We start from the raw sequence: 23,006 nt of genomic DNA on the forward strand, positions 1-23,006 counted from the left end.
TATATCAGCCCGTATCGTTGACAGCTCAAAGCAAGGTCAAAACCAATAAGAACCCCTAATTATTCTTCGCCCTTCGGGAAGCCATCGGCAAGCCCACTACTTCAGCAAATTTCAAGACAATAGAACCACTATTCATTTTAAAATTTGTTTCGTATTGAACATGCCGATGACCTCTGAAATCCAGCCCCTTCAGGTAGTTTGGGTATTGAACAACCTCGTATGTCGCTTTCTTTACATCACCAGGTTGTTTCTTCTTCCCAAGCAGCCTTAAAATGCGAGCTTACAACAGTGTCTTTCACTCGCATGATGACGAGTGGCAAGTTTAGCAGGCACGCAAGATCAAAATGAAAAGGATATTGTAACGTGGAGTATCAAGTAGCAGCCGACGCATTGAATGGCAAAGTGATTCTGGTTACCGGCGCAGGCGACGGTATTGGCCGCCAGGCTGCCATCAGTTACGCACAACACGGTGCAACAGTTATTTTGCTGGGACGCACAGTGAAGAAGCTCGAAAGCGTTTACGACGAAATCGAAGCCGCAGGTTACCCGCAACCGGCAATCATTCCACTCGATATGATGGGTGCAACCCGCCAGCATTATTTGGATATGACCGACACCATCGAGCAGCAGTTCGGTAAGCTGGACGGTGTTTTACACAACGCAGGTATGCTGGGTGTACTGAGCCCATTCGATCAAATAGAAGAAAAAGCCTTCGACGAAGTTATGCAGGTGAACGTGAAAGCGACCTTCCTGATGACACAAGCGCTGATGCCTTTGATTCAAAAATCAGAAGATGGCCGCATCGTTTTCACCTCATCGACAGTAGGGCATTCAGGACGCGCGTTTTGGGGTACCTACGCTATCTCTAAATTCGCGACAGAAGGCATGATGCAGGTGCTGGCTGATGAGCTCAGCAACACAACAGTGAAGGTCAACGCCATCAATCCAGGTGGTACGCGCACTAAAATGCGTGCCTCTGCTTTCCCTGCCGAAGATGCCAACAACCTTAAGACACCACTGGATATCATGCCGCTATACCTTTACCTGATGGCACCTGAGGGTAAAGACGTGAATGGCCAGTGTATTGATGCTCAGCCGAAATAAAGTATCTAGATACCATAAAACGACAAAAGCCAGCATCTCTGCTGGCTTTTTTCTTTATATATTCCAAACCATTAACGTGGTTTTCTGTTCCCACCTGCCTTCTTCTGGCGAGTAGAAGACTGACCGGAACGGTTTGCGCCTGGCTTACCTGGACGACCGCCACCTGTGCGGGTGCGGTTACCAGCTGCTTGACCACCACGACGGTTACGTGGCTTGCGGGTTTCACCAGACTCAACACGCTCTTCATAACGACGCACTGCACGACGAATCTTTTGCGCACGCGCTTTGCGTTTCTTGGTTTCTGGGTCGATCATGGTTTCTTGTTCTGCACGCAGTTCTACCATCTCGCGAAGGTAGTTCACATCGCTCAGTTCAAGCTCCATCCAACCGCCACGAGGCAGTTCTTTGCTCAGGTAGATATCACCATAGCGAACACGCTTAAGACGGCTCACAGTCACGCCCTGAGTTTCCCACAGACGACGTACTTCGCGGTTACGACCTTCAGTGATCACCACGTAAAAGGTGTGGTTTGAACCTTCACCACCTGCGTAAACCACGTCTTCGAAACGTGCTTCACCGTCTTCCAGTTCAACACCTCGAACCAGGTTACGGACCATCTCTTCGTTAACTTCGCCGAATACACGAACCATGTATTCGCGCTGCACCTGACGGCTTGGGTGCATCAAACGGTTTGCCAATTCACCATCTGTGGTGAAAAGCAGAAGACCCGAGGTATTTGCGTCCAGACGGCCTACTGCCACCCAACGCGCGCCATTCAGGCGTGGCAGGCGGTCAAACACAGTGCGGCGACCTTCTGGATCGCTGCGGGTACACAATTCGCCTTCAGGCTTGTTGTATGCCAGAACACGACAAACTTGTTCAGAAGACGCAGAAATTTGCACATGGTGACCATCAACACGTACGTTAGCATTCAGGTCTTCCAAACGGTCACCCAGTTTTGCTACTACACCGTTAACACTCACTCGGCCAGATTGAATCATGCCCTCGATTTCACGACGTGAACCAAGACCTGCACGGGCCAGCACCTTCTGTAATTTTTCGCTCATTGACTAACTACCTTACTGTCGCCTTCACAGGCGTCGATGTCGGAAAGAAAACCTTTGGAGGCGCGACTGAGCGCGGATCTAAGGCAACGGCGTATTATGCCAAAATGCACACAATGACACCACATAATTTCACGGAATCGATAATGGCTGAATCTGGCAATTTTCGTTTGCACTCAGCCATTTTGTATAACTGAGAATTTTCGCCTAATTGCCCTTTTTACTTTGTCTCTTCTAGCCTATTCGAAAGGAGAGGTATCGCCTGTACCACGTCGGAGAATTTCAGGCTCATCTTCGCTGAGATCGATGACCGTAGTTGGCTGCTCGCCCAAATAACCACCGTTAAGAATACAGTCGACAGCATGTTCCAACTGGTCACGGATCGCTTCCGGATCAGACTCTGTATGTTCATTCCCCGGTAATATCAGCGATGTGGACATCATCGGCTCGCCCAACGCCTCAAGTAAATCCAGCGCAATCTGGTTATCCGGCACACGGATACCGATGGTTTTACGCTTAGGATTCATCAGTCGACGAGGTACTTCTTTGGTCGCTTTCAAGATGAAAGTGTAACAACCCGGCGTGTTGTTACGAATCAGGCGGTAAGCACTGTTATCAACGCGGGCATAGACTGACAGTTCGGATAAATCACGACACATCAACGTGAAATTATGTCTGTCATCCAGGCGGCGAATTCGACAGATTCGCTCAAGTGCTTGTTTGTTTTCCAATTGGCAACCCAGCGCATAACCAGAATCCGTTGGATAGATAATCACGCCACCGTTACGAACAATCGCAACAGCTTGATTGATAAGACGTGCTTGCGGGTTTTCAGGATGCACGTAAAAGAATTGGCTCACACTTCCTCCTCATGAGGCATTTCTGCCTCGGCAATCTCGGGCAAAGACCAGTTTTCCCAGACTTCCTTACAACCTTTCGGTAAGTATAAGTTACGACCCAACTCCAGCCACGGTGAAGGGTAATGAAAATCAGAGCCTTGGGAACCGGCTAACCCGAACTGAATAGCGTAGTCGCCCAGCAGACGACGTTCATTGGGCGATTGTTGTGGCTGTGCAACTTCCATTGCATCACCACCTGCATCAACAAAAACCTGAAGCAGGCGTTTCAGCCATTTAGCGGTAAGTTTATACCGACCAGGATGAGCCAGCACGGCTTGACCACCCGCTTTGTGAATAACATCAACGGCTTCCTGAATCGTACACCAGTTTGGTGGCACATAACCCGGGTTGCCGCGGGTCAGATATTTTTTGAATACGGCCTGCATGTTTTTCACATGCCCCTGCTCCACCATCCAACGGGCAAAGTGGGCGCGTGTAAGCGCAACATCGCCTGCAAGCGCTTTTGTGCCCTCGAGCGCACCAGGCATACGTTGCTTTTCCAAGCGTTCTGCAATTTGTACTGCACGTTCTTCGCGACGCGCTGACTGTTCAGCGATCAGTTTCTGCAATTCAGGAGAATCTGGATCGATGTTGAGACCGACGACATGGATGTCTTTATTCTCCCAAACCGTCGATATTTCAATACCATTGACGATGTGTAATGGCAGATTGTCACGGGCGACGACTGCTTTGGCTTCTTCTAGCCCTTCAACCGTATCGTGATCGGTAATCGCAAGCACATTGACGCGAAAATCAACCGCGCGCTTGACCAAGTCTTCCGGTGTGAAGCGCCCATCCGACGCTGTTGTGTGGCTATGTAGATCAAATAGCATTCATTTTCTTCTATTTGTTGCTTGACTTCGCCACCATATACTAGTTAACTAGTACACGATTACTTATTCAAATGGATTTCGTCTTCATGGTACAGCATAACCTCATCCAACAAACAGCACTGATTAACTGGTGGTGGCACTCCCAATAGCGGGCGGTGTGATGAGTGATATCTCAAGGAAAGACGACACCAAGCCCGCATAACGCGGGTTTTTTTGTACCTATTTTTTCCCGGAAACTGGATTGGGAATGACAAGCTAAGGACTCAGATTATGATCATCGTGCTAAAGCCTCAGGCAACAGAACAAGAAGCAAAACATATCCTGAACAAGATTGAGAACGCTGGCTTGAAGCCACTTTACATGCCGGGTGTAGAGCGTATTGTTTTGGGCGCACTGGGTGATGAACGCGTATTGCAGAAGCTCCATCTGGAAAGCGACCCGCTGGTTGAAGAAGTCAAACCTATCCTGACCAAATACAAAATGGTGTCCCGCGAAGTACAGGCGCACAACAGCGTCGTCCGCATCGGTAATGTGCCAGTAGGCGGCGACAAATTCGCGGTTATTGCAGGTCCTTGCTCGGTAGAATCCGAACAACAATTGATGTCTGTTGCAGATGTCGTCAAAGGTCATGGCGCAGTTGCCCTTCGTGGCGGCGCTTACAAGCCACGCACTAGCCCTTATGACTTCCAGGGTATGGGCATTGAAGGCCTGAAACTGCTTAAACAAGCAAGTGAAGCTACCGGCATGCCAACCGTTTCTGAAGTCATGGAAGTCAGCCAGGTTGATTCATTGTGTGAATACATCGACTGCTTGCAAATTGGCGCGCGCAATATGCAGAACTACGGATTGTTAAAAGCCGTGGGCGAAACTGGTAAACCGGTCTTGTTAAAACGCGGACTTTCCGCCACTATCGAGGAACTGTTGCTGGCGGCAGAATATATCTATGATGCCGGCAACCCGAATATTATTCTCTGTGAGCGCGGCATTCGTACATTTGAAACAGCAACGCGTAATACTTTGGATTTAAATGCAGTCGCTTACATCAAGCAGCGCAGCCACTTGCCAGTGGTCGTCGACCCAAGTCATGGCACTGGCGTACGTGAGCTTGTCATTCCATTGTCTCGTGCGGCAGCAGCGGTAGGCGCCGACGGTATCATCGTTGAAAGCCACCTCAATCCAGCAGAAGCGCTGTCAGATGGGCATCAAGCACTGACAGGGGAAATGTTCGCGCAGTTAATGCAAGAATTGAAACCATTTGTAGAAGCAGCAGGGAGAACGCTGTGAAAAACCACGCTTTAAATAAAGGCGAACTCGACGTATTGAGCCTGGATGTGCCATACGTCGCTGCACCCACTGAATTGTATGCGGCGATCTGTCAGGATCGCCCGCATAGCCTACTGTTGGAATCTGCTGAGATTGATTCCAAACAGGACCTAAAAAGCCTGATGTTGGTCGACGCAGCAGTGCGTATCGTTTGTCGTGGCCGCACGGTTGAACTCGAAGCTAAGAGCCAAAACGGCCACAACGTGCTTGATGCCGTTGAAGCTGAGCTTGCCAGCCAACAACTTGCTATTGAAAGTGAACGTCAGCCAGAGCTGCTGACCTTACACTTTGCTGAAGAAAACCGCACACTGGATGAAGACGCCCGTCTGCGCCAGCCATCCCCTTTTGATGCGCTACGTTTGGTTCAGCATGCTTTCAAACTGGATGGCTTGCCTGATGAAGCATTGTTTGTAGGTGGTTTGTTCGCGTACGACTTGGTCGCGCAATTTGAACCACTGCCAGACGTAAAATCCGGTAACCGTTGTCCTGACTACCTGTTTTATGTTGCGGAAACCCTTCTGGTTATCGACCACCAGCGTCGTAAAGCCAAGCTTCAGGCAACCCAGTTTGGTGGCAACGAAAACACCGAAACCTATTTTGATTTGAGCCGCCGCTTACAGGCGATTCGAGAAAGCTGCCTGAATCCAACCGAAATGCCTTCAGCGAAGCAACTGGACAGTGTTGATGTGGCAGTCTCGGTCAGCGACGAAGATTTCTGCAATGCAGTCGATGAGCTCAAAGGCTACGTGGTAAAAGGCGATGTTTTCCAAGTTGTTCCAAGCCGTCGCTTCACTTTGCCATGCCCTTCCCCGCTAAACGCGTATCTGAAACTCAAGCAAGGCAACCCGAGCCCTTACATGTTCTACATGCAGGATGAGGAGTTCACCCTGTTCGGCGCGTCTCCGGAAAGTGCGCTGAAATACAGCAAAGACACCAATCAAGTGGAAATCTACCCGATCGCAGGTACTCGCCATCGCGGTAAAAACAGCGATGGTTCCATCAACCTTGATCTGGATGGTCGCATAGAGCTTGAACTTCGCAACGACATCAAAGAAAAAGCCGAGCACATGATGCTGGTTGACTTGGCGCGAAACGATGTGGCTCGCATCAGTGAACCAGGCACCCGCTATGTCGCTGATCTTCTTCAAGTAGACCGTTACAGTCACGTGATGCATTTGGTATCGCGCGTTGTCGGACAACTTCGTCATGATTTGGACGCTCTGCACGCTTACCAAGCCTGCATGAACATGGGCACCTTGACGGGTGCACCGAAAATCCGAGCCATGCAATTGATTCGTGAGTTCGAACAAAGCCGCCGCGGCAGCTATGGCGGCGCAGTCGGTTACATTACCGGCCACGGCGATATGGATACCTGTATCGTTATCCGCTCCGCTTATGTAGAAGATGGCGTAGCACAAGTACAAGCCGGTGCCGGTGTGGTGTTTGACTCTGTGCCTCAGGCAGAAGCAGACGAAACCCGCGGCAAAGCCGCTGCCGTTCTTACCGCGATTCGCGCAGCACATACAGGAGCATAAGCATGAGCAATCAGGTCAATGCACATATTGTGCTCGTCGATAACTTCGATTCATTCACTTACAACCTGGTCGATCAGTTCCGCTCACTCGGTTATCCGGTCACGATTTACCGAAACAGCCTGAGTGCAGACCAAATCGAACAGGCGCTATCTGAACTCAACAACCCAGTGGTTGTGTTGTCGCCCGGCCCTGGCGCACCTTCAGAAGCAGGCTGTATGCCAGAGCTGATTTTAAAGCTGAAAGGCAAAGTGCCAATGATTGGTATTTGCCTGGGCCAACAAGCGATTACCGAAGCTTACGGCGGCACTGTTGCTGGCGCGGGTGAAATCGTTCATGGCAAAGCGTCACTAATGACACACAACGGCCACGATGTATTTGGAAGCATCGAAAGTCCGCTAACGATTGCCCGCTACCACTCTTTGGTTGCGACCAAGGTACCAGACTCTCTGGATGTGATTGCGGATGTGGAAGGATTGGTGATGGCTGTTGTTAACGACGCAGATAAAGTCGTGGGTTTCCAATTCCACCCGGAATCCATTCTCACGACAAAAGGCGCAGACCTTTTAACCAATACCATTAACTGGGCTACACAAGCGCGCTGATCGACAAAGACAAGGAGAGCATTATGGAAGCGATTATTAACAAACTTTACGACCAGACATCTTTGTCGCAGGAAGAGAGCCATCAGCTGTTTGATACCATTATCAAAGGCGAGCTTGACCCAATTCTGCTGTCAGCAGCGCTGACCGCTTTGAAAATCAAAGGCGAAACGCCAGAAGAAATCGCGGGTGCAGCGTCTGCACTCACAGAAAACGCCAACCCATTCCCAACACCGGATTACGATTTCGCTGACATCGTCGGTACTGGCGGCGACGGCGCAAACACCATCAATATTTCAACCACCGCAGCATTCGTTGCTGCAGCATGTGGCGTGAAAGTCGCCAAGCACGGTAACCGCGGTGTTTCGAGCAAGTCGGGCTCTTCTGACCTGTTAGCTGCATTTGGTATCGACCTGGCGATGAGTCCTGATACCGCGCGCGGCGCACTGGATGACTTGGGCGTGTGCTTCCTGTTTGCACCTCAGTATCACAGCGGTGTTCGCCACGCGATGCCCGTTCGCCAGACCATGAAAACCCGCACTATCTTCAACTTGCTGGGTCCCCTAATTAACCCTGCGAAGCCAACACTGGAATTGATGGGTGTGTACGATAAATCGCTGGTTCGTCCAATTGCTGAAACCATGCTGAACCTCAACATGAAGCGCGCAGCCGTTGTTCACGGCAGTGGTTTGGATGAGGTAGCGATTCACGGTGAAACAACGGTCGCGGAAATCAAAGATGGCGTCATCACTGAATACACACTGACACCAGAAGACTTTGGCGTTCAGACCTACCCGCTTGAATCTATCAAAGGCGGTACGCCAGAAGAAAACCGCGAAATCATTTCGCAAATCCTTCAGGGCAAAGGCACCGACGCACAGCAATCTGCTGTCGCTGTTAACGTGGCTTTACTGCTGCGCTTGTTTGGACAAGAAGATCTCAAAGCTAACACGCAAAAAGCGCTGGATGTGATGAATAGTGGTAAGCCATTCGAACTGGTTCAGCAACTGGCATCTCGGAGCAACTAATGGAAACGGTACTGGCAAAAATTGTTGAAGACAAAAAAGAGTGGGTAGCGGCGCGTAAGGCTTCGCAACCGCTTGAGAGCTTTATTAACGACGTGGTACCTAGCGATCGCAGTTTCTATGATGCGCTGTCTGGCAACCCGGCGAAGTTCATTCTCGAGTGCAAAAAGGCGTCACCGTCCAAAGGCCTGATCCGAGATGATTTCGACCTGAACTACATCGCGGGTGTCTACGGTAACCATGCCGCTGCGATTTCAGTGTTAACCGATGAAAAGTACTTCCAGGGCAGTTTTAACTTCCTGCCAATTGTTCGCAACCAGGTACCATGCCCTGTGCTTTGCAAAGATTTCATGGTCGACACCTATCAGGTGTACCTTGCGCGCCATCATCAAGCCGATGCCATTCTGCTGATGTTATCTGTACTTAACGATGAAGAGTACCAAACACTTGCAGCGGTCGCCCATGAGCTAAACCTCGGTGTGTTGACAGAAGTAAGCAACGAAGAAGAACTGGAGCGTGCGATTGCTCTCAATGCCAAAGTCGTTGGCATTAATAACCGCAATCTGCGTGACCTGAGCATCGACCTGAACCGTACCAAAGAACTGGCACCTCGCCTGCCTGATGACCGCATTGTAATTTCAGAGTCGGGTATTTATACCCACCAGCAAATCCGCGAGTTAGCACCTTTTGCGAATGGCTTCCTGATTGGTAGCTCGCTGATGGCAGAAACCGATGTCGAGCAGGCGGTCCGCCGTGTGCTTTACGGTGACAATAAGGTATGTGGCCTAACCCGCTCGGAAGACGCCAAAGCGGCTTACGATTCTTATGCCAACTATGGCGGCCTGATCTTCGTTGAAAAATCGCCTCGTTATGTCGATTTAGAAGCAGCGCGAAAAGTGATGGAAGGCGCGCCGCTACAATACGTTGGCGTGTTCCAGAACCACGACCTGAACCATGTCGCTGACACCGCAAAAGCGCTGGATCTGGCAGCGGTTCAACTCCACGGCGCTGAAGACAGCGAATATGTGAAACAACTTCGTGCCAAATTGCCGAAAGGTACTCAGATTTGGAAAGCGCATGGCGTAAGCGACACGGTTCCTCACATTGAGCCTCACGCTGATCGTAATCTTCTGGACAGCCGCGTCGGCAATCAAAGTGGCGGTACAGGAACACAGTTCGACTGGTCTTTGGTGCCGGATGAACAAAAAGAAAGCCTGATGCTGGCCGGTGGTCTGTCATCAGAAAACGCAAAAGAAGCTGCGCAAATCGGCTGTGCGGGACTCGATTTTAACTCGGGCGTGGAAAGCGAACCGGGTATCAAAGATAAAGACAAATTGGACGCTGCATTTACGGCGCTGAGAGATTACTAAGGACTGTTATGACTAAGTTAAACGCCTATTTTGGAGAGTTTGGCGGACAGTATGTTCCTCAAATTCTGGTTCCAGCGTTAGACCAACTGGAGCAAGCGTTTATTGACGCACAGAACGATCCCGCTTTTCAGGAAGAGTTCATTTCTCTTCTGAAAGAGTATGCGGGTCGTCCTACTGCCCTCACCCTTTGCCGCAACCTGACCAAAGGGACCAAAACCAAACTTTACCTGAAACGTGAAGATCTGCTCCATGGCGGTGCACACAAAACTAACCAGGTATTGGGTCAGGCGCTACTGGCTAAACGTATGGGCAAAAAAGAAATCATTGCCGAAACCGGCGCTGGCCAACACGGTGTAGCAACGGCACTGGCTTGTGCCCTGCTTGACCTGAAATGCCGCGTATACATGGGCGCGAAGGACGTTGAACGTCAAAGCCCGAACGTATTCCGCATGAAGCTGATGGGCGCAGAGGTCATCCCTGTTCATTCTGGTTCTTCAACGCTGAAAGATGCCTGTAACGAAGCGCTGCGCGACTGGTCTGCAAGTTACGAAGAAGCTCACTACCTACTGGGCACGGCAGCGGGTCCTCACCCATTCCCGACGATTGTTCGTGAATTCCAAAAGATGATTGGTGAAGAGACTAAGCAGCAAATTCTGGAAATCGAAGGCCGCCTGCCAGACAACGTCATCGCCTGTGTGGGCGGTGGTTCTAACGCTATTGGCATGTTCGCAGATTTCATCAAAGAAACCGATGTGGGTCTGATTGGCGTTGAGCCTGCTGGTCTGGGTCTGGACACAGACCAACACGGCGCACCGCTTAAACACGGCAAGCTGGGTATCTTCTTTGGTATGAAAGCGCCACTGATGCAGGATCCAAATGGTCAGGTCGAAGAGTCTTACTCTGTATCTGCCGGTCTCGACTTCCCATCGGTTGGCCCTCAGCACGCGCACCTGAATTCTATCGGCCGCGCCGAATACGTGGCAATTACCGATGACGAAGCGCTGGACGCCTTCCAGGAACTGGCTCGTCACGAAGGCATTATTCCTGCACTGGAATCTGCTCATGCTTTGGCGTATGCGCTGAAGATGGCAAAAGAAAACCCAGAAAAAGAGCAGCTGCTTGTAGTGAACCTATCAGGCCGCGGTGACAAGGACATCTTTACTGTCCACGACATTTTGAAAGAAAAAGGAGTGATGTAATGGCTGCTACCTTGTCTCACCGCTATGAAGCGATGTTCGAAAAGCTGGATGCTAAAGGTGAAGGCGCATTCGTTCCTTTTGTCACCATTGGCGATCCAAATCCAGAGCAATCACTGCGTATCATAGAAACGCTGATTGAAAATGGTGCCGATGCGTTGGAGCTGGGCATTCCGTTCTCAGATCCACTCGCCGATGGCCCAACCATTCAGGGCGCAACCATTCGTGCGTTGGAATCTGGCACTACGCCAGACAATTGTTTCGGCATTCTGAAGGAAGTGCGTGAGCGTCATCCTGATATTCCCGTTGGCCTTCTGATGTACGCAAACCTGGTTTTTGCCAATGGTGTCGATAACTTCTACGCCAAGTGTGCAGAAGCCGGTGTCGATTCGGTACTGATTGCTGATGTGCCAGCGGGCGAATCTGCAGAGTTCCGTGAGTCCGCTGCCAAGCATGGTGTCCACGCTATCTTTATCGCACCACCAAATGCGAACGAAGAAACCCTCAAAACCATTTCTGAACTTGGCGGTGGCTATACTTACCTGCTTTCCCGTGCTGGTGTTACCGGTGCAGAAACCAAAGCTGGTAAGCCGATTGAACACCTTCTTGCTCAACTGTCAGCGTTCGATGCACCTCGTCCTCTGCTGGGCTTTGGTATCTCAGAGCCAGCGCAGGTCAAAGAAGCGATTACAGCTGGCGCAGCTGGCGCGATTTCAGGTTCAGCGGTAGTGAAGATCATCGAGCGCAATGTGGCTGATGAAGCAAACATGCTGAAAGAGCTTGGCGAGTTCGTTGCAAGCATGAAAGCCGCAACAACGAAGTAAGACGAAGTCGTCCCAAATCCCCTATGTTTAAGGCCATCATCCGATGGCCTTTTCTTTTCTCTATCGCCTTTACGTTTTAACTGCCAGAAGTTTTCGGTAAACTTTGGGTCTTATTGAGCATGCCTAAAGCTCTGCCACAAGGATCACTCTCTGAATGAAACAGCTTCTCGACTTTATCCCGCTCATTATCTTCTTCGCGCTTTACAAGATGTACGACATCTACACGGCAACGGGAGCGCTGATTGTCGCAACAATCATTCAAGTCGCCGTTACCTGGGTGCTCTACAAAAAAGTCGAGAAGATGCAGATAGTCACAGCGGTATTGGTGGCTGTTTTCGGCGGCATGACGCTGTTTTTCCAAGATGACAATTTCATCAAATGGAAAGTAACGATCGTTTACGCCCTGTTTGCCATTGGGCTGACGATATCTCAGGTTCTGGGTAAACCACTTATCAAAGGCATGCTTGGCAAAGAAATTACCCTACCGGACAGCGTGTGGCGAAATATCAACTCAGCTTGGGTGGTTTTTTTCGCTGCGTTGGCGGTGCTCAACGTTTATGTCGCCTATCAGATGCCACTGGATGTTTGGGTAAATTTCAAAGTGTTCGGTTTGTTAACGCTGACGTTGGCATTTACGATGGTGAGCGGTGTATACATCTACAAGCACATGCCAAAAGAAACCGATTCAGAAGAACAATAACTCGCACTTAAAATACTCTTAGGGTGATTAGACTCACCCTTTTTCAATTTCATTTCCCGGAAGTCGTATCATGTCGGAAACGAATAATTGCCCTCGCGGTCAACTGTTACTGCGAACGCTTGCTATGCCCGCTGACACCAATGCTAATGGTGATATTTTTGGCGGTTGGATTATGTCCCAGCTTGATTTAGCTGGTGCCATTTTGGCGAAGGAGATCTCCCACGGTCGCGTGGTTACTGTCTCTGTTCAGGAAATTGTGTTTAAAAACCCGGTCTCAGTCGGAGATGTGGTTTGTTGCTATGGCGAATGCACCCGGATTGGCAGAACCTCGATGAGTGTAAGTCTGGAAGTCTGGGTAAAACCGGTAGCCATTGATGGTATCGGAACACGACGCAAAGTGTGTCAAGCAACCTTCAACTACGTGGCCATTGATGGTGATGGTCGCCCAAGACCGATAAATAAGTCATAAATCAGAAAAACTTGCCTGCGCGATACAGTAGCCTTGCATACAATAGGCCGAAGACCTTAGGTGAGAAAAACTCGGAGAGAAGCACGGATGTGGTACGTCATTTTTTCACAAGATGTTGAAAACAGTTTGCCGTTAAGAATGAAAGTTAGGGAACAACACCTTGCCCGTTTACGTGACCTAGAAGCGGAAGACCGTCTTCTGGTGGCAGGACCAAACCCAGCGGTTGATAGCGAAGACCCGGGTGAAGCAGGTTTTACAGGCTCTACTGTGATTGCAAAGTTTGGCAGCCTGGAAGACGCAAAAGCTTGGGCAGACGCTGACCCATATATCGAAGCTGGCGTTTACAAAGATGTCATCGTGAAACCATTTAAAAAAGTGCTGCCGGCGTAACATTCACCGACAGTTCGAACGCACAGGAATTTTCAATGCGAAAGACTCTAAAAACAGGACGTATTGCGCTGATGAGCGCTGCAGCGCTGGTTCTCTCGGCCTGTTCAAGCACGTCAGATCTCGAGATTGCGGAATCCTTTGCTGCGCAACGTGCAGATATGCTCAGCAAACTCGTACCTATTCAGTTGAATGGCTACAACCTTGTCCGTGCTAAATCTAACAGCACTGAAATTGAACTGACTCTTCTGTATTCAGGTAGTGGAGACGTGGCACCAGCTGCATTAGCTGAAGGTTTGGAGAAAACCTACTGTACAGATAACGAAATCTATTCGCTGATGGAAAAAGGCGTGCACTACAAACTGCTTTTCCGCGATGCACGCGGACGCCCGGTTCTGGAGCGAACCATCCGCAGTGAAGATTGCGAAAAACACCAATAAAACAAGCCCGCAAACGCGGGCTTTGTTATTTTTGTAGCTTGAAACCCAGAATGAAAGACATCACTTTCTCTCTTGGCATTTCGCAGGGCTTCAAAGACCAGATATCATCAACACGATACAAATTCCCACTGATAAAATCAGATCCCGCCAGAGACTCTGCGTAAACTTTTACCGCATGTCCGTTGCTGTAGCGCTTCACTGAAAGTCCCCAACGCTCACCTTTGTATCAAACGTCATGATGGCCTGAGTCTAGTGTTTCTATCCGTTGAAATGCGTCCATAAAGCTTCGAACCTAAATTAAGCCTTATGTTTAAAATGCATCACTTTCAGCGCACTGTCAGTATCAATATCTTCAAATTCCGGTGGGTTTTCGAGCCGAGAGATGTAGCTGAACGCTGGTGCCTGCTCTTTCATTTGCTCTGTCAGGAAATCAGGTTTCACATCTGGCGCGTTAACACAAGCCAACACATCACCACTTTCCGAAACTAATTCGGGCAAACGGCGCAGAATTTTTGCGTAGTCTTTGGTCAGCACAAAGCTGCCTTTCTGGAATGAAGGCGGGTCAATTATCACCAGATCGTAAGGACCAAACTTCTTGACCTTGCCCCATGACTTGAAAAGCTCGTGACCGAGGAAACTTACCTTGCTTAAATCGTGCTGATTGAGGTGATGGTTTTCTCTACCTCTTGAGAGAGAAGATTTCGCCATATCCAGATTAACGACTTTTTCTGCGCCACCTTCAATTGCAGCTACAGAGAAACCACAGGTGTATGCAAACAAGTTCAATATGCGTTTGCCTGCTGCATTTTCTTGAACCCATTGACGGCCAAGGCGCATATCCAGAAACAGACCGTTATTCTGGCGCTTACCCAAGTCCAGCTTGTAGTTAAGGCCATTCTCAACCACATCAATCTGGCTTGGCATTTCGCCCACCAAGGTTTCGGTTTCTGATCCTTCACGGTCACGATGCTGAAGAATGACCGTCGTGCCTTGGCATTTCGTCCACACATCGCTTGCTACCAAAGCGCTTATACCTTCTTGCAATGCTGCATAGAATTCACTATCTGATTCTTTGAATATCGCAATCTGAAGCACACCATTCCCAAGCCAATCTGCAGTTAGCTGATCTAAACCTTCGTAGCAACGCCCGCGTCCATGAAAAACACGGCGCACCTCCTGGTTACACTCAGCAAGGCGAGCGCAAAGTACTTCAAAAAACGTAGGCAGTGCAGCGGCTGTCATCATTGATTTGTTTCCTTTTCAGCGTCAGCGAATACATTTTGTTCCACTATCTGGCTGCTCAGTTGCAGGTTATAGAACTCACAATTACGGCGGTTGCATCCGCGCGACTGTTTCTTTCTCAATTGACGGCGAAAATTAGCCAGATTCCAGTAACGACTGGAAGAACCTGATTTTCTCAACGTACTCGTTTTCTTTTGTTTCAGTGCCATGCTCGACTCCATACTACTTCCATCCTTGGAGTACTAAATTGCTATTTTTGGTGCGGCAGCTTCGGCCAGCTTAACGTTTCCGGTGTTTGCCATTCTTCTGGCAGTTCAGGCCATTCGTTGCCAATGCTTGGCATTTGTTGGAATGAAAATGCCTCGCCACCGTGACTGAACCTAAGCGCGAAAGCATGAAGATATCCCCTGTCTGCCCCCGCTCCGCTATAGGTTTCATCACCCAGAATTGATGACCCAACACTTTTCAGCGCTACGCGGATTTGATGTGTCTTACCCGTGTAAGGCTTGCAGAGAAATAAGCGTTTACCTTCACCACCGGACGTGGAAAAGAACTGGGTAATAGCAGGATTGGTTTTGGTAGATAGAAGCTTCCACATTGAGCGGCGACTTTTGGTCATATCACCAATAATGGTGCCCTGCTTTTTATTCGGCTTCTTTGCAGACACAGCCAGATAAAACTTCTGAACCGTTTTATCAGCAAACATTGAAGAAAGCTCAGATGCCGCTTTTTGATGACGTCCTAATAGAAGCAAGCCAGAGGTCATTTTGTCCAGTCGATGGATCAGGTAGAGCTTTTCGTCACCCGTTTGCTTCGCCACTTCACTCAAAAGAGGCTGATCATTATCGTCTTTGTGAACGCTAATGCCGGGATGTTTATCGATGACCAGAAAGTCATCATTCTGAAAAACCAGACTGAACATGGGTAAACCTGTCGCTGCAGAAAAATAAGCGCAGAGTGTAAACCCAATCGCCCCAAATTTCTCTAATCAGAAAAGAAAATCCCCGGTATTTACCGGGGATACGAGGTTGAGTTTGCGCTTGGTGAAGGTTACTTAATCAAGGGCCATAGGAAAACCAACGCCATCAGAATTGGGCACACAACACGAACGTAGGTTGGCCACACTTTCCAGAACAGACTCTCCGAAATTTCTGGGTTACCTTGACGCAACTCTTCCAATACCTGATTACGCTTCCAAATCCAACCAGCAATCAGCGCCATGATAAGCCCCAGAATTGGCTGCATGTACTCTGTGGTAATGCTGATCACCAGACCAAACAGTGAACCAAAGTTGAAGATAATAACGGTAGAGAAAAGTGCAATTGCACCACCAATCCACCACACGACTGTCTTACGGTCTTTGTTCAGTTCTTCAGAGGCACAAGACACTGGCACTTCAAGCATAGAAATCGATGATGTCAGTGCTGCGATAACCATCAGTGCAAAGAAGGCCACACCAACAATCAGACCCGCGCTGCCCATGGTGTCAAACATCGCTGGCAACACACTGAATACCAATGTATCACCATCCAAGAGGCCACCCGCTTCGTTGTAGATCTGCACGCCGTTGTGTTGAGCCGCAAACATTGCCGGGAGGATCAGAAGGCCTGCAACAAAGGCAACACCGGTATCTAGCAAAGCAACCTGCGCCGCTGTTTTAGGTAGATCTGCATCTTTGCGAAGGTAAGAGCCGTAGACCATCATGGTGCACACACCGATAGACAGAGAGAAGAACGCCTGACCCATTGCGCTGACCATCAGATCAGGAGAGAAGTGCGAAGTATCCGGAACCAGATACATCTTCAAGCCATCAACAGCACCCGGTTGGAAAAGGGTGTAAATCACCATCAAGATAAACAGCACAAACAACACTGGCATCAAACGGCTTGACCATTTCTCGATACCATCAGCCACACCGTTGCGCACAACCAGAATCGTCAGCAACATGAATAGTGCCATCAGAACGAGATTACGTTCAATACTGAAGCCTTCCAGCCAGGCCGCTGCCGCATCCATTCCCACTGCGCTCAGCAACGGACCCACCAAAAATCCGAAGAACCAGCCAGCGACGATGGCATAGAAGCTAAGAATGCCACTCACGCCCAGCATACCGGCGATACCCACCGCAGAGCCAAGCGCTTTTTGTTTTGGTGCAACAGAAATCAGGGAACGAATAGGGTTGGATGCACCGTAACGGCCGATGGTCAATTCAGCCACCAGCAGTGGGTAAGCCAGAATAAATACCATCGCGAGGTAAATCAGTAAAAAGACAGCGCCACCGTTGCTGGCTGCCTGTGTTGGGAAACCCCAGATATTACCTAGCCCCACAGCAGAACCAGCTGCAGCGAGAATAAATCCGAGACGGGAAGAAAATTGGGCTCTACTACCGCTTGCCATAATCACTCTCTAAAAAGTTATTTTTAATGTTGTTATACCCAAATCGCCCCAAGGCGCTGCTTTTAGCGAGAGTTGAATGGGTAACTCCTTTCCCAGCTTGTTGATACTTTTCCGTGGTAGCCCACGCCGGGCTGTAAACAAAAGCTTACAGATCATAAATATGCTGTTTGAAGAACAGGCATGGCAAGTAAACCAGTTTGAGAATAAAATTTGAAGCGATCGCGCTATATTTTTCGATCAGTCAACATATTACCCCATTTATCGCCTCGATTTGATTACTTTATAAACACTTAGTGACAAACACTTTTTAACATTCGTCTAATCAGCCAGCGAAATACTCCTCGTGTGCCTCGCGATTGGGAATATGCAACGCTAAATACAGTGCATACTGTTCTTGATCACTCTATATTGAGGATTGATTTGAGCTAAGTGGGTTGAAATGGAAAAGGTTTATCAGTTTTTGGTATGGGCAAGCGTCTTCTTTTATTGGCTGCTGATCGCCGGTGTGACCATTCGTGTGGTATTAAAACGTCGAGCCCTTGGTGTTTCCATTGCCTGGCTGATGATCATCTACATCATTCCGATTGTCGGCGTGATTCTTTATCTCCTCTTTGGTGAGCTTAACCTTGGCCGAAAACGCGCCGATCGCGCGAGAGCGATGTTTGCGCCTTATGGTAAATGGCTTGAAACCGTTAACGAATGTGAAGCGCATCGTCCTCAACACTTGAGCTTCCTCGCCCGTCCTGTCCATGACTTGTGTTTACGACGGGCAGGGATTCCGGCATTGGCGGGTAATCAACTCACACTATTCAACGAAACGGCAGACATTCTCCGTAACATTACCCAAGACATCAAAGAAGCAGAACAATCCATCAACATGGTGTTTTATATCTGGCATCCTGGAGGTCATGCTGATGACGTCGCTAAAGCAGTCTGTGATGCAGCTAAACGGGGTGTAACCGTCCGCATTTTGCTTGATTCAGCCGGGAGCAAAACCTTTTTCAGAAGCCATTGGCCTGATGCGATGCGTAAAGCCGGGGTTGAATTAATTGAAGCACTTGCCGTTAGTCCAGCGCGTATGTTCCTTCGCAGGCTGGATATCCGTCAGCACCGTAAAATCGTCATTATCGACAACAAGACTGGCTACACAGGATCGATGAACTTGGTCGACCCTCGCTTCTTTAAACAGAACGCAGGTGTTGGCCAATGGGTCGACATTATGGTCAAAGCCGAAGGACCATCCGTTCCTATTCTCAACAGTATCTTTGCCTGGGATTGGGAAGTAGAAACCGGCCTTCGCTACCTACCCGATTTGCCTCAATGCAGCTTGATTGAGGAACATCGTCATGCAAACCACTCGGTTCAGGTTGCACCTTCTGGCCCCGGCATGCCGGATGGCATCATTCAGCAGGTATTAATGCTGGCGATTCATCAGGCGAAAAAGAGTCTGACAATCACCACACCTTACTTGGTGCCAAGCGAAAGTTTGCTTAGTGCCCTGCAAACCACCGCTCAACGTGGCGTGACAGTAAATATTATTATTCCGGCCAAAAACGACAGCCTGATGGTGGAATGGGCCAGCCGCTCTTTCTTTAATGAGCTTTTGAGAGCGGGTATTAATATCTATCGTTTCAATGGTGGATTACTGCATACAAAGTCAGTAATGGTGGATGATAAATTCTGCCTGATTGGTACCGTCAATTTGGATATGCGAAGCCTTTGGCTCAACTTTGAATTGACACTCTGTGTCGACGACCCGGAGTTTTGCGCGGACTTGGTTTCTCTTCAAAACGCTTACATGGCAGACTCTTCATTGGTTGATAAAACGGAATGGTCTCGACGCTCTGTATTTAATCGCCCCATCGAGCAGTTCTTTTATATGTTCAGCCCGCTTTTATAGCACCTCTCCTTTTTGATGAAGGCTCGGTCATCAAAAGGGAGGAGTTATCTTCTAACTCAGCAAAAACGGATATCTATCTCTTTAAAAGCAATATGAACTATCCAGATACTTGCCACTGCTACTTGCGTTAAAAGTATTCAAAAGATTGAGCTTTATATCAATTCATAAAGTTTTACAAAATCAGAGAACATCAAATAGAACCTTCTAAAGCGCACTTTTTGTTTAACGATTAACCTAATCGCTCAAAATAAAACCACCCGTATAAGTGATAAGTATCACATTTGCTACAAGTCGATTCACAGACTGATTATAACTTCTTATTTTTCATCATGTTATTTTTACAAAAAAAATAAAGTCACACCAATATATTCTCATACCGCAACTGCCTAAGAGAATAGACTTTATTTCAATTCCAGATGTAATATGCGCGCCACTTATAACACCAATAAACTAGTGATAATCGTGTATATTCAATCGGAACTGAGTTTTTTATGCCGACTCGTTGCTCTCAAATCAGCCAAGCGCCATCACGATTGGTTGGAACAACAAGGAGTGATATTAAGTTCTGAACAGGCAATTGCTATTGCAGCCGTGGCAGATAAAGGCGAAATGCGTCAAGGTGACCTAATGGGTTTACCTTATCTGGCTAGTGAGAAATCAAAAGTCAGCCGCGTTGTGCAAGGCCTGGTTTTAGAGGGTTACATTGACCGTCGTGACGACATTCATGATCGCCGTTCTAAGATTCTGACTTTGTCGGAAAAAGGACAAATGATGGCAGACATGATGTCTCAAGCAGAATCAAATAATAAGCTGCTTCTGTCTTCACTGCTCTCAAACGAAGAAATGTCTTCACTCCAAAATGCACTGGAAAAGATTGCCCACGCAATGTGATTTCCGTAAAACCCGAGCCCCGCTCGGGTTTTTCTTTTCAGCATAGAAATCCTCCCTAACTCCTTAAAAATTACCGTATTAAATACGCGAAAAAAATATCCATTTATGCATCAGTATCTTGGTCAATGTTTGTGCATTTTTACGCACTTTTTCGCGATCGATATACATCCAGTTGTCTACACTTGAAGAGCGGAATGGGGACGCAGCTAAGGGGTGGTCTATGTTGGCTCGACACAGAAATTATTTGCTCAAAGATACTAAGCAGCTACACGCTCACGTTCAGGTAAATCCTACCGGCCTGATCGAAGTTGAGATTGTAGAGAAAAGACAATGCCACGCTGCAGAGTTCGAACATTTACGTTTCGAACGCAGCGGCAGAGTGACGAAGCTGGTAGGTAAACATACGTCAAATGGCAAACCAGTACATTGGCAATTACCTCTTGCAAATGATGATGCCAAGGAACTGGAAAATCTCATCGAAGAAGCCACGGAAGAGCTTGAAATACTGATGAGAGACCTATAACAAACTCATAGCGCAACAATGCCTTTTAACGCTGCTCCCGCAGCGTTTTTTCTTTTTAAAGTCACCATTGATCCTGCATAATGTCTACTGGTTTCGAGATGGCTTAACTCCCGATGTCTAAAGATATTTTCAATACAATCGACCTAAACTTACTCCGCATTTTCCTGGTTGTATTCCAAGAGAAAAATACGAGGAAAGCCGCAGAGCGTTTGTTTGTAACTCAACCTGCGGTTAGCCAGAACCTTAAAAAGCTCCGTCATTTCTTTAACGATGAACTCTTTATAAAAGTGCCGGAAGGGCTTCAGCCTACCCCAAAAGCGGAACAAATTGCTGCGAAGATAACGCCATCACTCAATGACCTTCAATCTTCCTTAAACGAGCTGGAAGAATTTGATCCTTTCACTCAGAAGAAAAAAGTTCGGATCGCATTTGCTCCACAGGTAATGATCAGCTTATCAGGGACATTCATATTGGAGCTGAAAGCCAGAGCCCCAAAGCTTGAGGTTGAAATTGTTAACTGGAGTACGACGACCTTTTCGGAAATAGAGAATGGTCAACTATTGCTCGGCGTATCATACAGCTATAGCCGCATTCCAAAGCACATTAGAGAGCTTGAGTTGATTAAGCTCACAGGATGTTGCGCTGTGAGGCAAGAACATCCACTCAACACTGCCAGCGCAAAACCGGAAGCGTTCTCAGATTTTGAATTGGCATCTCTGTTTATTCCAGGTTGGAGTGAGGACTTACCCATAGCAGCCAAAGAGCTGAACGCGATGTCATTGCCTTACAAAGTTGGCTTTCGTTCCGCTTATCCAATGGCCATTGTTGATGTTATACATAAAACGGATATGTTCTTCGCCACCAGCGATCTCTTCCCTTTCGACGCCTATCCTTATCTACGTAGACTTGATATTGACTCTGAAGACATTGAGTTAATCTATCCACTCAACAGCTACTTCCACCAAAGAAATAGTAATGACCCTCTGACTCAATGGCTAAATCAGTTATTGATTGAAGAGCTGGAGATAGTCCGTCATAAGCCAAAAACGGCTTAAAATAACCAACGACAAGCCAATAAGCCTTACTTATCACCGGAATAACAGTTAATAATTAAAACATATTGAATTCTCTGTTTAAGATGGCTCCGCCACCTAGGGAACGGCAACAATAGCTGGCAAGGACGCTCTCAAATAAACAGAGAGAGTAACTAATGAAAAAAGCGGTCCTGGCAAGCACTATCTTCCTTCTGCCTTTCGCAGCCTTTGCAAACGATTATTCTGGTCATCGCGTTGGTATCGGCTATGTCGAAACCGAAATAGAAAACACTGTAGGCTCCCGTGTTGATTGGGGTACTGGATTCAAGCTTGAGTATGGCTATGACATCAACAAAATATTTGGTGTCAATTTCTCCTACAACAACACATCAGATTCCGTAAATCTTCAGCACCAAGGGCAGACCATTTTGGGTGCCGACCAGAAGCGTCACACGTTCAAGCTTGACACTGACATCGGTTATACCTTTGATGTACGTGGTTTCCTCATCAAACCTTATGGTGCAATTGGTATTGCCAGCTATACAGAGAATCAAGACATTAACGTCGCTGACAACAGCTCAATGTCGCACTCATTCAGCGATACGGCTGTTTACTTTGGCGGTGGCGTGCGCGCTTCCCTACCACAAGGCTTATATGCAGATATTCGTGCAGACTTTCTCGCAGATGATGATATGACCGACCAGGTATCTCTGAGCATCGGCTATCGCTTCTAATAGTGGAAAGGAGTTTGGCAATGAAAAAATATCTTTTTCCTCTAGTTTTTATTGCGGGTACGTCATTCGCTTCTGATATCCATTTTTCCCCAGACTTTAAAGTTGGAACTCAAATGGGTATAGGGGTTCAAGTGGGAGTCGAGGACGCAATGGGCTTTGAAGCCGTTTATGGCAGCTTCGGGATTGCCAACTCCTACTGGTTCTCTGATAAAGAGTCAGTCAAACACTACCGCGTTGGCGTTCAATACTTAGAAAAAAAACATCAAGCTTATTCGGTTCAACTCGAAGCAGGTATTGCTGAATATCGCGGTACCAGAAACTATTACAGCCGCTACCGGGAAGATCTGAAAGCCTATGGGCCTAGCGTAGGGGCGGCACTGGTGTTTGATTACAACCTACCTATTAAAGTGAGATACGGATTGGAGATGGGATACTTCCGACATCAAGAGACCTTCCTGCCAAGCGGCTTATCTCCTCAGCTCAATGTTGGCGTTATCTTGCCTCTTTGAACACTGAA

General features: G+C 48.1%; 26 protein-coding genes and 1 other annotated feature. Of the genes, 18 read left to right on the forward strand and 8 right to left on the reverse strand.

Annotation, left to right across the window (positions count from 1 at the left end; translation table 11 throughout):
- The first annotated feature begins 363 nt into the window (after nt 1-363).
- Nucleotides 364-1,104, forward strand: a complete 741-nt coding sequence (locus tag GCE9029_RS07695; RefSeq protein WP_062662317.1) for a YciK family oxidoreductase — start codon at nt 364-366, stop codon at nt 1,102-1,104.
- A gap of 71 nt (nt 1,105-1,175) precedes the next feature.
- On the opposite strand, the gene rluB is transcribed toward GCE9029_RS07695, so the two are convergent.
- The 3 genes from rluB to rnm form a co-directional block, all read right to left on the reverse strand.
- A complete protein-coding gene (gene rluB / locus GCE9029_RS07700) occupies nt 1,176-2,171 on the reverse strand; it encodes a 23S rRNA pseudouridine(2605) synthase RluB (protein WP_062662319.1) in 996 nt (331 codons plus the stop codon).
- Between the two features lie 236 nt (nt 2,172-2,407).
- A complete protein-coding gene (locus GCE9029_RS07705) occupies nt 2,408-3,028 on the reverse strand; it encodes an L-threonylcarbamoyladenylate synthase (RefSeq protein WP_002540191.1) in 621 nt (206 codons plus the stop codon).
- A complete protein-coding gene (gene rnm, locus GCE9029_RS07710; protein WP_062662321.1) occupies nt 3,025-3,900 on the reverse strand; it encodes an RNase RNM in 876 nt (291 codons plus the stop codon). Before rnm ends, GCE9029_RS07705 begins: the two co-directional genes overlap by 4 nt.
- Nucleotides 3,901-4,022: 122 nt before the next feature.
- Nucleotides 4,023-4,117: a sequence feature (Trp leader region), on the forward strand.
- 53 nt (nt 4,118-4,170) lie between these two features.
- Between rnm and aroF the strand changes: the two genes are divergently transcribed.
- The 11 genes from aroF to gspS2 all read left to right on the forward strand — a co-directional run bounded on the left by aroF (nt 4,171) and on the right by gspS2 (nt 13,768).
- Nucleotides 4,171-5,184 (forward strand): 3-deoxy-7-phosphoheptulonate synthase, encoded by a 1,014-nt coding sequence (gene aroF / locus GCE9029_RS07715; RefSeq protein WP_062662323.1) that lies wholly within the window; start codon nt 4,171-4,173, stop codon nt 5,182-5,184.
- Entirely contained in the window at nt 5,181-6,758 is a 1,578-nt protein-coding gene (locus GCE9029_RS07720) for an anthranilate synthase component 1 (RefSeq protein ID WP_062662325.1), read from the forward strand. The genes aroF and GCE9029_RS07720 overlap by 4 nt, the downstream gene beginning before the upstream one ends.
- 2 nt (nt 6,759-6,760) lie before the next feature.
- Nucleotides 6,761-7,360, forward strand: a complete 600-nt coding sequence (locus GCE9029_RS07725) for an aminodeoxychorismate/anthranilate synthase component II (RefSeq protein WP_062662327.1) — start codon at nt 6,761-6,763, stop codon at nt 7,358-7,360.
- Nucleotides 7,361-7,383: 23 nt separating this feature from the next.
- Complete coding sequence (gene trpD / locus GCE9029_RS07730; protein ID WP_046306505.1) at nt 7,384-8,385, forward strand: anthranilate phosphoribosyltransferase; 1,002 nt, start codon at nt 7,384-7,386, stop codon at nt 8,383-8,385.
- Nucleotides 8,385-9,752, forward strand: a complete 1,368-nt coding sequence (trpCF, locus tag GCE9029_RS07735) for a bifunctional indole-3-glycerol-phosphate synthase TrpC/phosphoribosylanthranilate isomerase TrpF (protein WP_062662329.1) — start codon at nt 8,385-8,387, stop codon at nt 9,750-9,752. The genes trpD and trpCF overlap by 1 nt, the downstream gene beginning before the upstream one ends.
- A gap of 8 nt (nt 9,753-9,760) precedes the next feature.
- Nucleotides 9,761-10,951: a tryptophan synthase subunit beta gene (trpB, locus tag GCE9029_RS07740; protein WP_062662331.1), complete on the forward strand. Its 1,191-nt coding sequence runs from the start codon at nt 9,761-9,763 to the stop codon at nt 10,949-10,951.
- Nucleotides 10,951-11,772 (forward strand): tryptophan synthase subunit alpha, encoded by an 822-nt coding sequence (gene trpA, locus GCE9029_RS07745; RefSeq protein ID WP_062662334.1) that lies wholly within the window; start codon nt 10,951-10,953, stop codon nt 11,770-11,772. Before trpB ends, trpA begins: the two co-directional genes overlap by 1 nt.
- Before the next feature lie 154 nt (nt 11,773-11,926).
- Complete coding sequence (locus GCE9029_RS07750) at nt 11,927-12,472, forward strand: septation protein A (RefSeq protein ID WP_062662336.1); 546 nt, start codon at nt 11,927-11,929, stop codon at nt 12,470-12,472.
- 70 nt (nt 12,473-12,542) lie between these two features.
- Complete coding sequence (gene yciA, locus GCE9029_RS07755; RefSeq protein ID WP_062662338.1) at nt 12,543-12,941, forward strand: acyl-CoA thioester hydrolase YciA; 399 nt, start codon at nt 12,543-12,545, stop codon at nt 12,939-12,941.
- An 87-nt stretch (nt 12,942-13,028) separates the two neighbouring features.
- Nucleotides 13,029-13,331 carry a YciI family protein gene (locus GCE9029_RS07760; RefSeq protein WP_062662340.1) on the forward strand — a complete coding sequence of 101 codons (303 nt, stop codon included), beginning with the start codon at nt 13,029-13,031 and terminating at the stop codon, nt 13,329-13,331.
- A 35-nt stretch (nt 13,332-13,366) separates the two neighbouring features.
- Entirely contained in the window at nt 13,367-13,768 is a 402-nt protein-coding gene (gene gspS2, locus GCE9029_RS07765) for a type II secretion system pilot lipoprotein GspS-beta (RefSeq protein WP_062662342.1), read from the forward strand.
- 25 nt (nt 13,769-13,793) lie between these two features.
- Here the strand turns inward: gspS2 and GCE9029_RS07770 are convergent, their stop codons facing one another.
- The 5 genes from GCE9029_RS07770 to GCE9029_RS07790 form a co-directional block, all read right to left on the reverse strand.
- Nucleotides 13,794-13,967 carry a hypothetical protein gene (locus GCE9029_RS07770; protein WP_231870054.1) on the reverse strand — a complete coding sequence of 58 codons (174 nt, stop codon included), beginning with the start codon at nt 13,965-13,967 and terminating at the stop codon, nt 13,794-13,796.
- 98 nt (nt 13,968-14,065) lie between these two features.
- Complete coding sequence (locus GCE9029_RS07775) at nt 14,066-15,013, reverse strand: class I SAM-dependent methyltransferase (protein WP_062662344.1); 948 nt, start codon at nt 15,011-15,013, stop codon at nt 14,066-14,068.
- Nucleotides 15,010-15,219: a hypothetical protein gene (locus GCE9029_RS07780; protein ID WP_062662346.1), complete on the reverse strand. Its 210-nt coding sequence runs from the start codon at nt 15,217-15,219 to the stop codon at nt 15,010-15,012. The genes GCE9029_RS07775 and GCE9029_RS07780 overlap by 4 nt, the downstream gene beginning before the upstream one ends.
- Nucleotides 15,220-15,260: 41 nt before the next feature.
- Complete coding sequence (locus GCE9029_RS07785) at nt 15,261-15,932, reverse strand: TIGR01621 family pseudouridine synthase (RefSeq protein WP_062662348.1); 672 nt, start codon at nt 15,930-15,932, stop codon at nt 15,261-15,263.
- 128 nt (nt 15,933-16,060) lie between these two features.
- Nucleotides 16,061-17,407, reverse strand: coding sequence for a sodium-dependent transporter (locus tag GCE9029_RS07790; protein WP_062662350.1), 1,347 nt, complete (start codon nt 17,405-17,407; stop codon nt 16,061-16,063).
- A gap of 439 nt (nt 17,408-17,846) precedes the next feature.
- Between GCE9029_RS07790 and cls the strand changes: the two genes are divergently transcribed.
- The 6 genes from cls to GCE9029_RS07820 all read left to right on the forward strand — a co-directional run bounded on the left by cls (nt 17,847) and on the right by GCE9029_RS07820 (nt 22,998).
- Nucleotides 17,847-19,307 (forward strand): cardiolipin synthase, encoded by a 1,461-nt coding sequence (cls, locus tag GCE9029_RS07795; RefSeq protein WP_062662352.1) that lies wholly within the window; start codon nt 17,847-17,849, stop codon nt 19,305-19,307.
- Between the two features lie 462 nt (nt 19,308-19,769).
- Complete coding sequence (locus GCE9029_RS07800; protein WP_062663170.1) at nt 19,770-20,198, forward strand: winged helix DNA-binding protein; 429 nt, start codon at nt 19,770-19,772, stop codon at nt 20,196-20,198.
- A gap of 220 nt (nt 20,199-20,418) precedes the next feature.
- Nucleotides 20,419-20,721: a hypothetical protein gene (locus GCE9029_RS07805; RefSeq protein ID WP_062662354.1), complete on the forward strand. Its 303-nt coding sequence runs from the start codon at nt 20,419-20,421 to the stop codon at nt 20,719-20,721.
- 113 nt (nt 20,722-20,834) lie between these two features.
- On the forward strand, nt 20,835-21,776 hold the full coding sequence (locus tag GCE9029_RS07810; RefSeq protein ID WP_062662356.1) for a LysR family transcriptional regulator: 942 nt from the start codon (nt 20,835-20,837) through the stop codon (nt 21,774-21,776).
- A 155-nt stretch (nt 21,777-21,931) separates the two neighbouring features.
- On the forward strand, nt 21,932-22,489 hold the full coding sequence (locus tag GCE9029_RS07815; protein WP_062662358.1) for a porin family protein: 558 nt from the start codon (nt 21,932-21,934) through the stop codon (nt 22,487-22,489).
- A 20-nt stretch (nt 22,490-22,509) separates the two neighbouring features.
- Nucleotides 22,510-22,998 (forward strand): hypothetical protein, encoded by a 489-nt coding sequence (locus GCE9029_RS07820; protein ID WP_062662361.1) that lies wholly within the window; start codon nt 22,510-22,512, stop codon nt 22,996-22,998.
- The last annotated feature ends 8 nt before the right edge of the window (nt 22,999-23,006 follow it).

The organism is Grimontia celer, assembly GCF_900055185.1.
In the GTDB taxonomy this organism is placed as follows: domain Bacteria; phylum Pseudomonadota; class Gammaproteobacteria; order Enterobacterales; family Vibrionaceae; genus Enterovibrio; species Enterovibrio celer.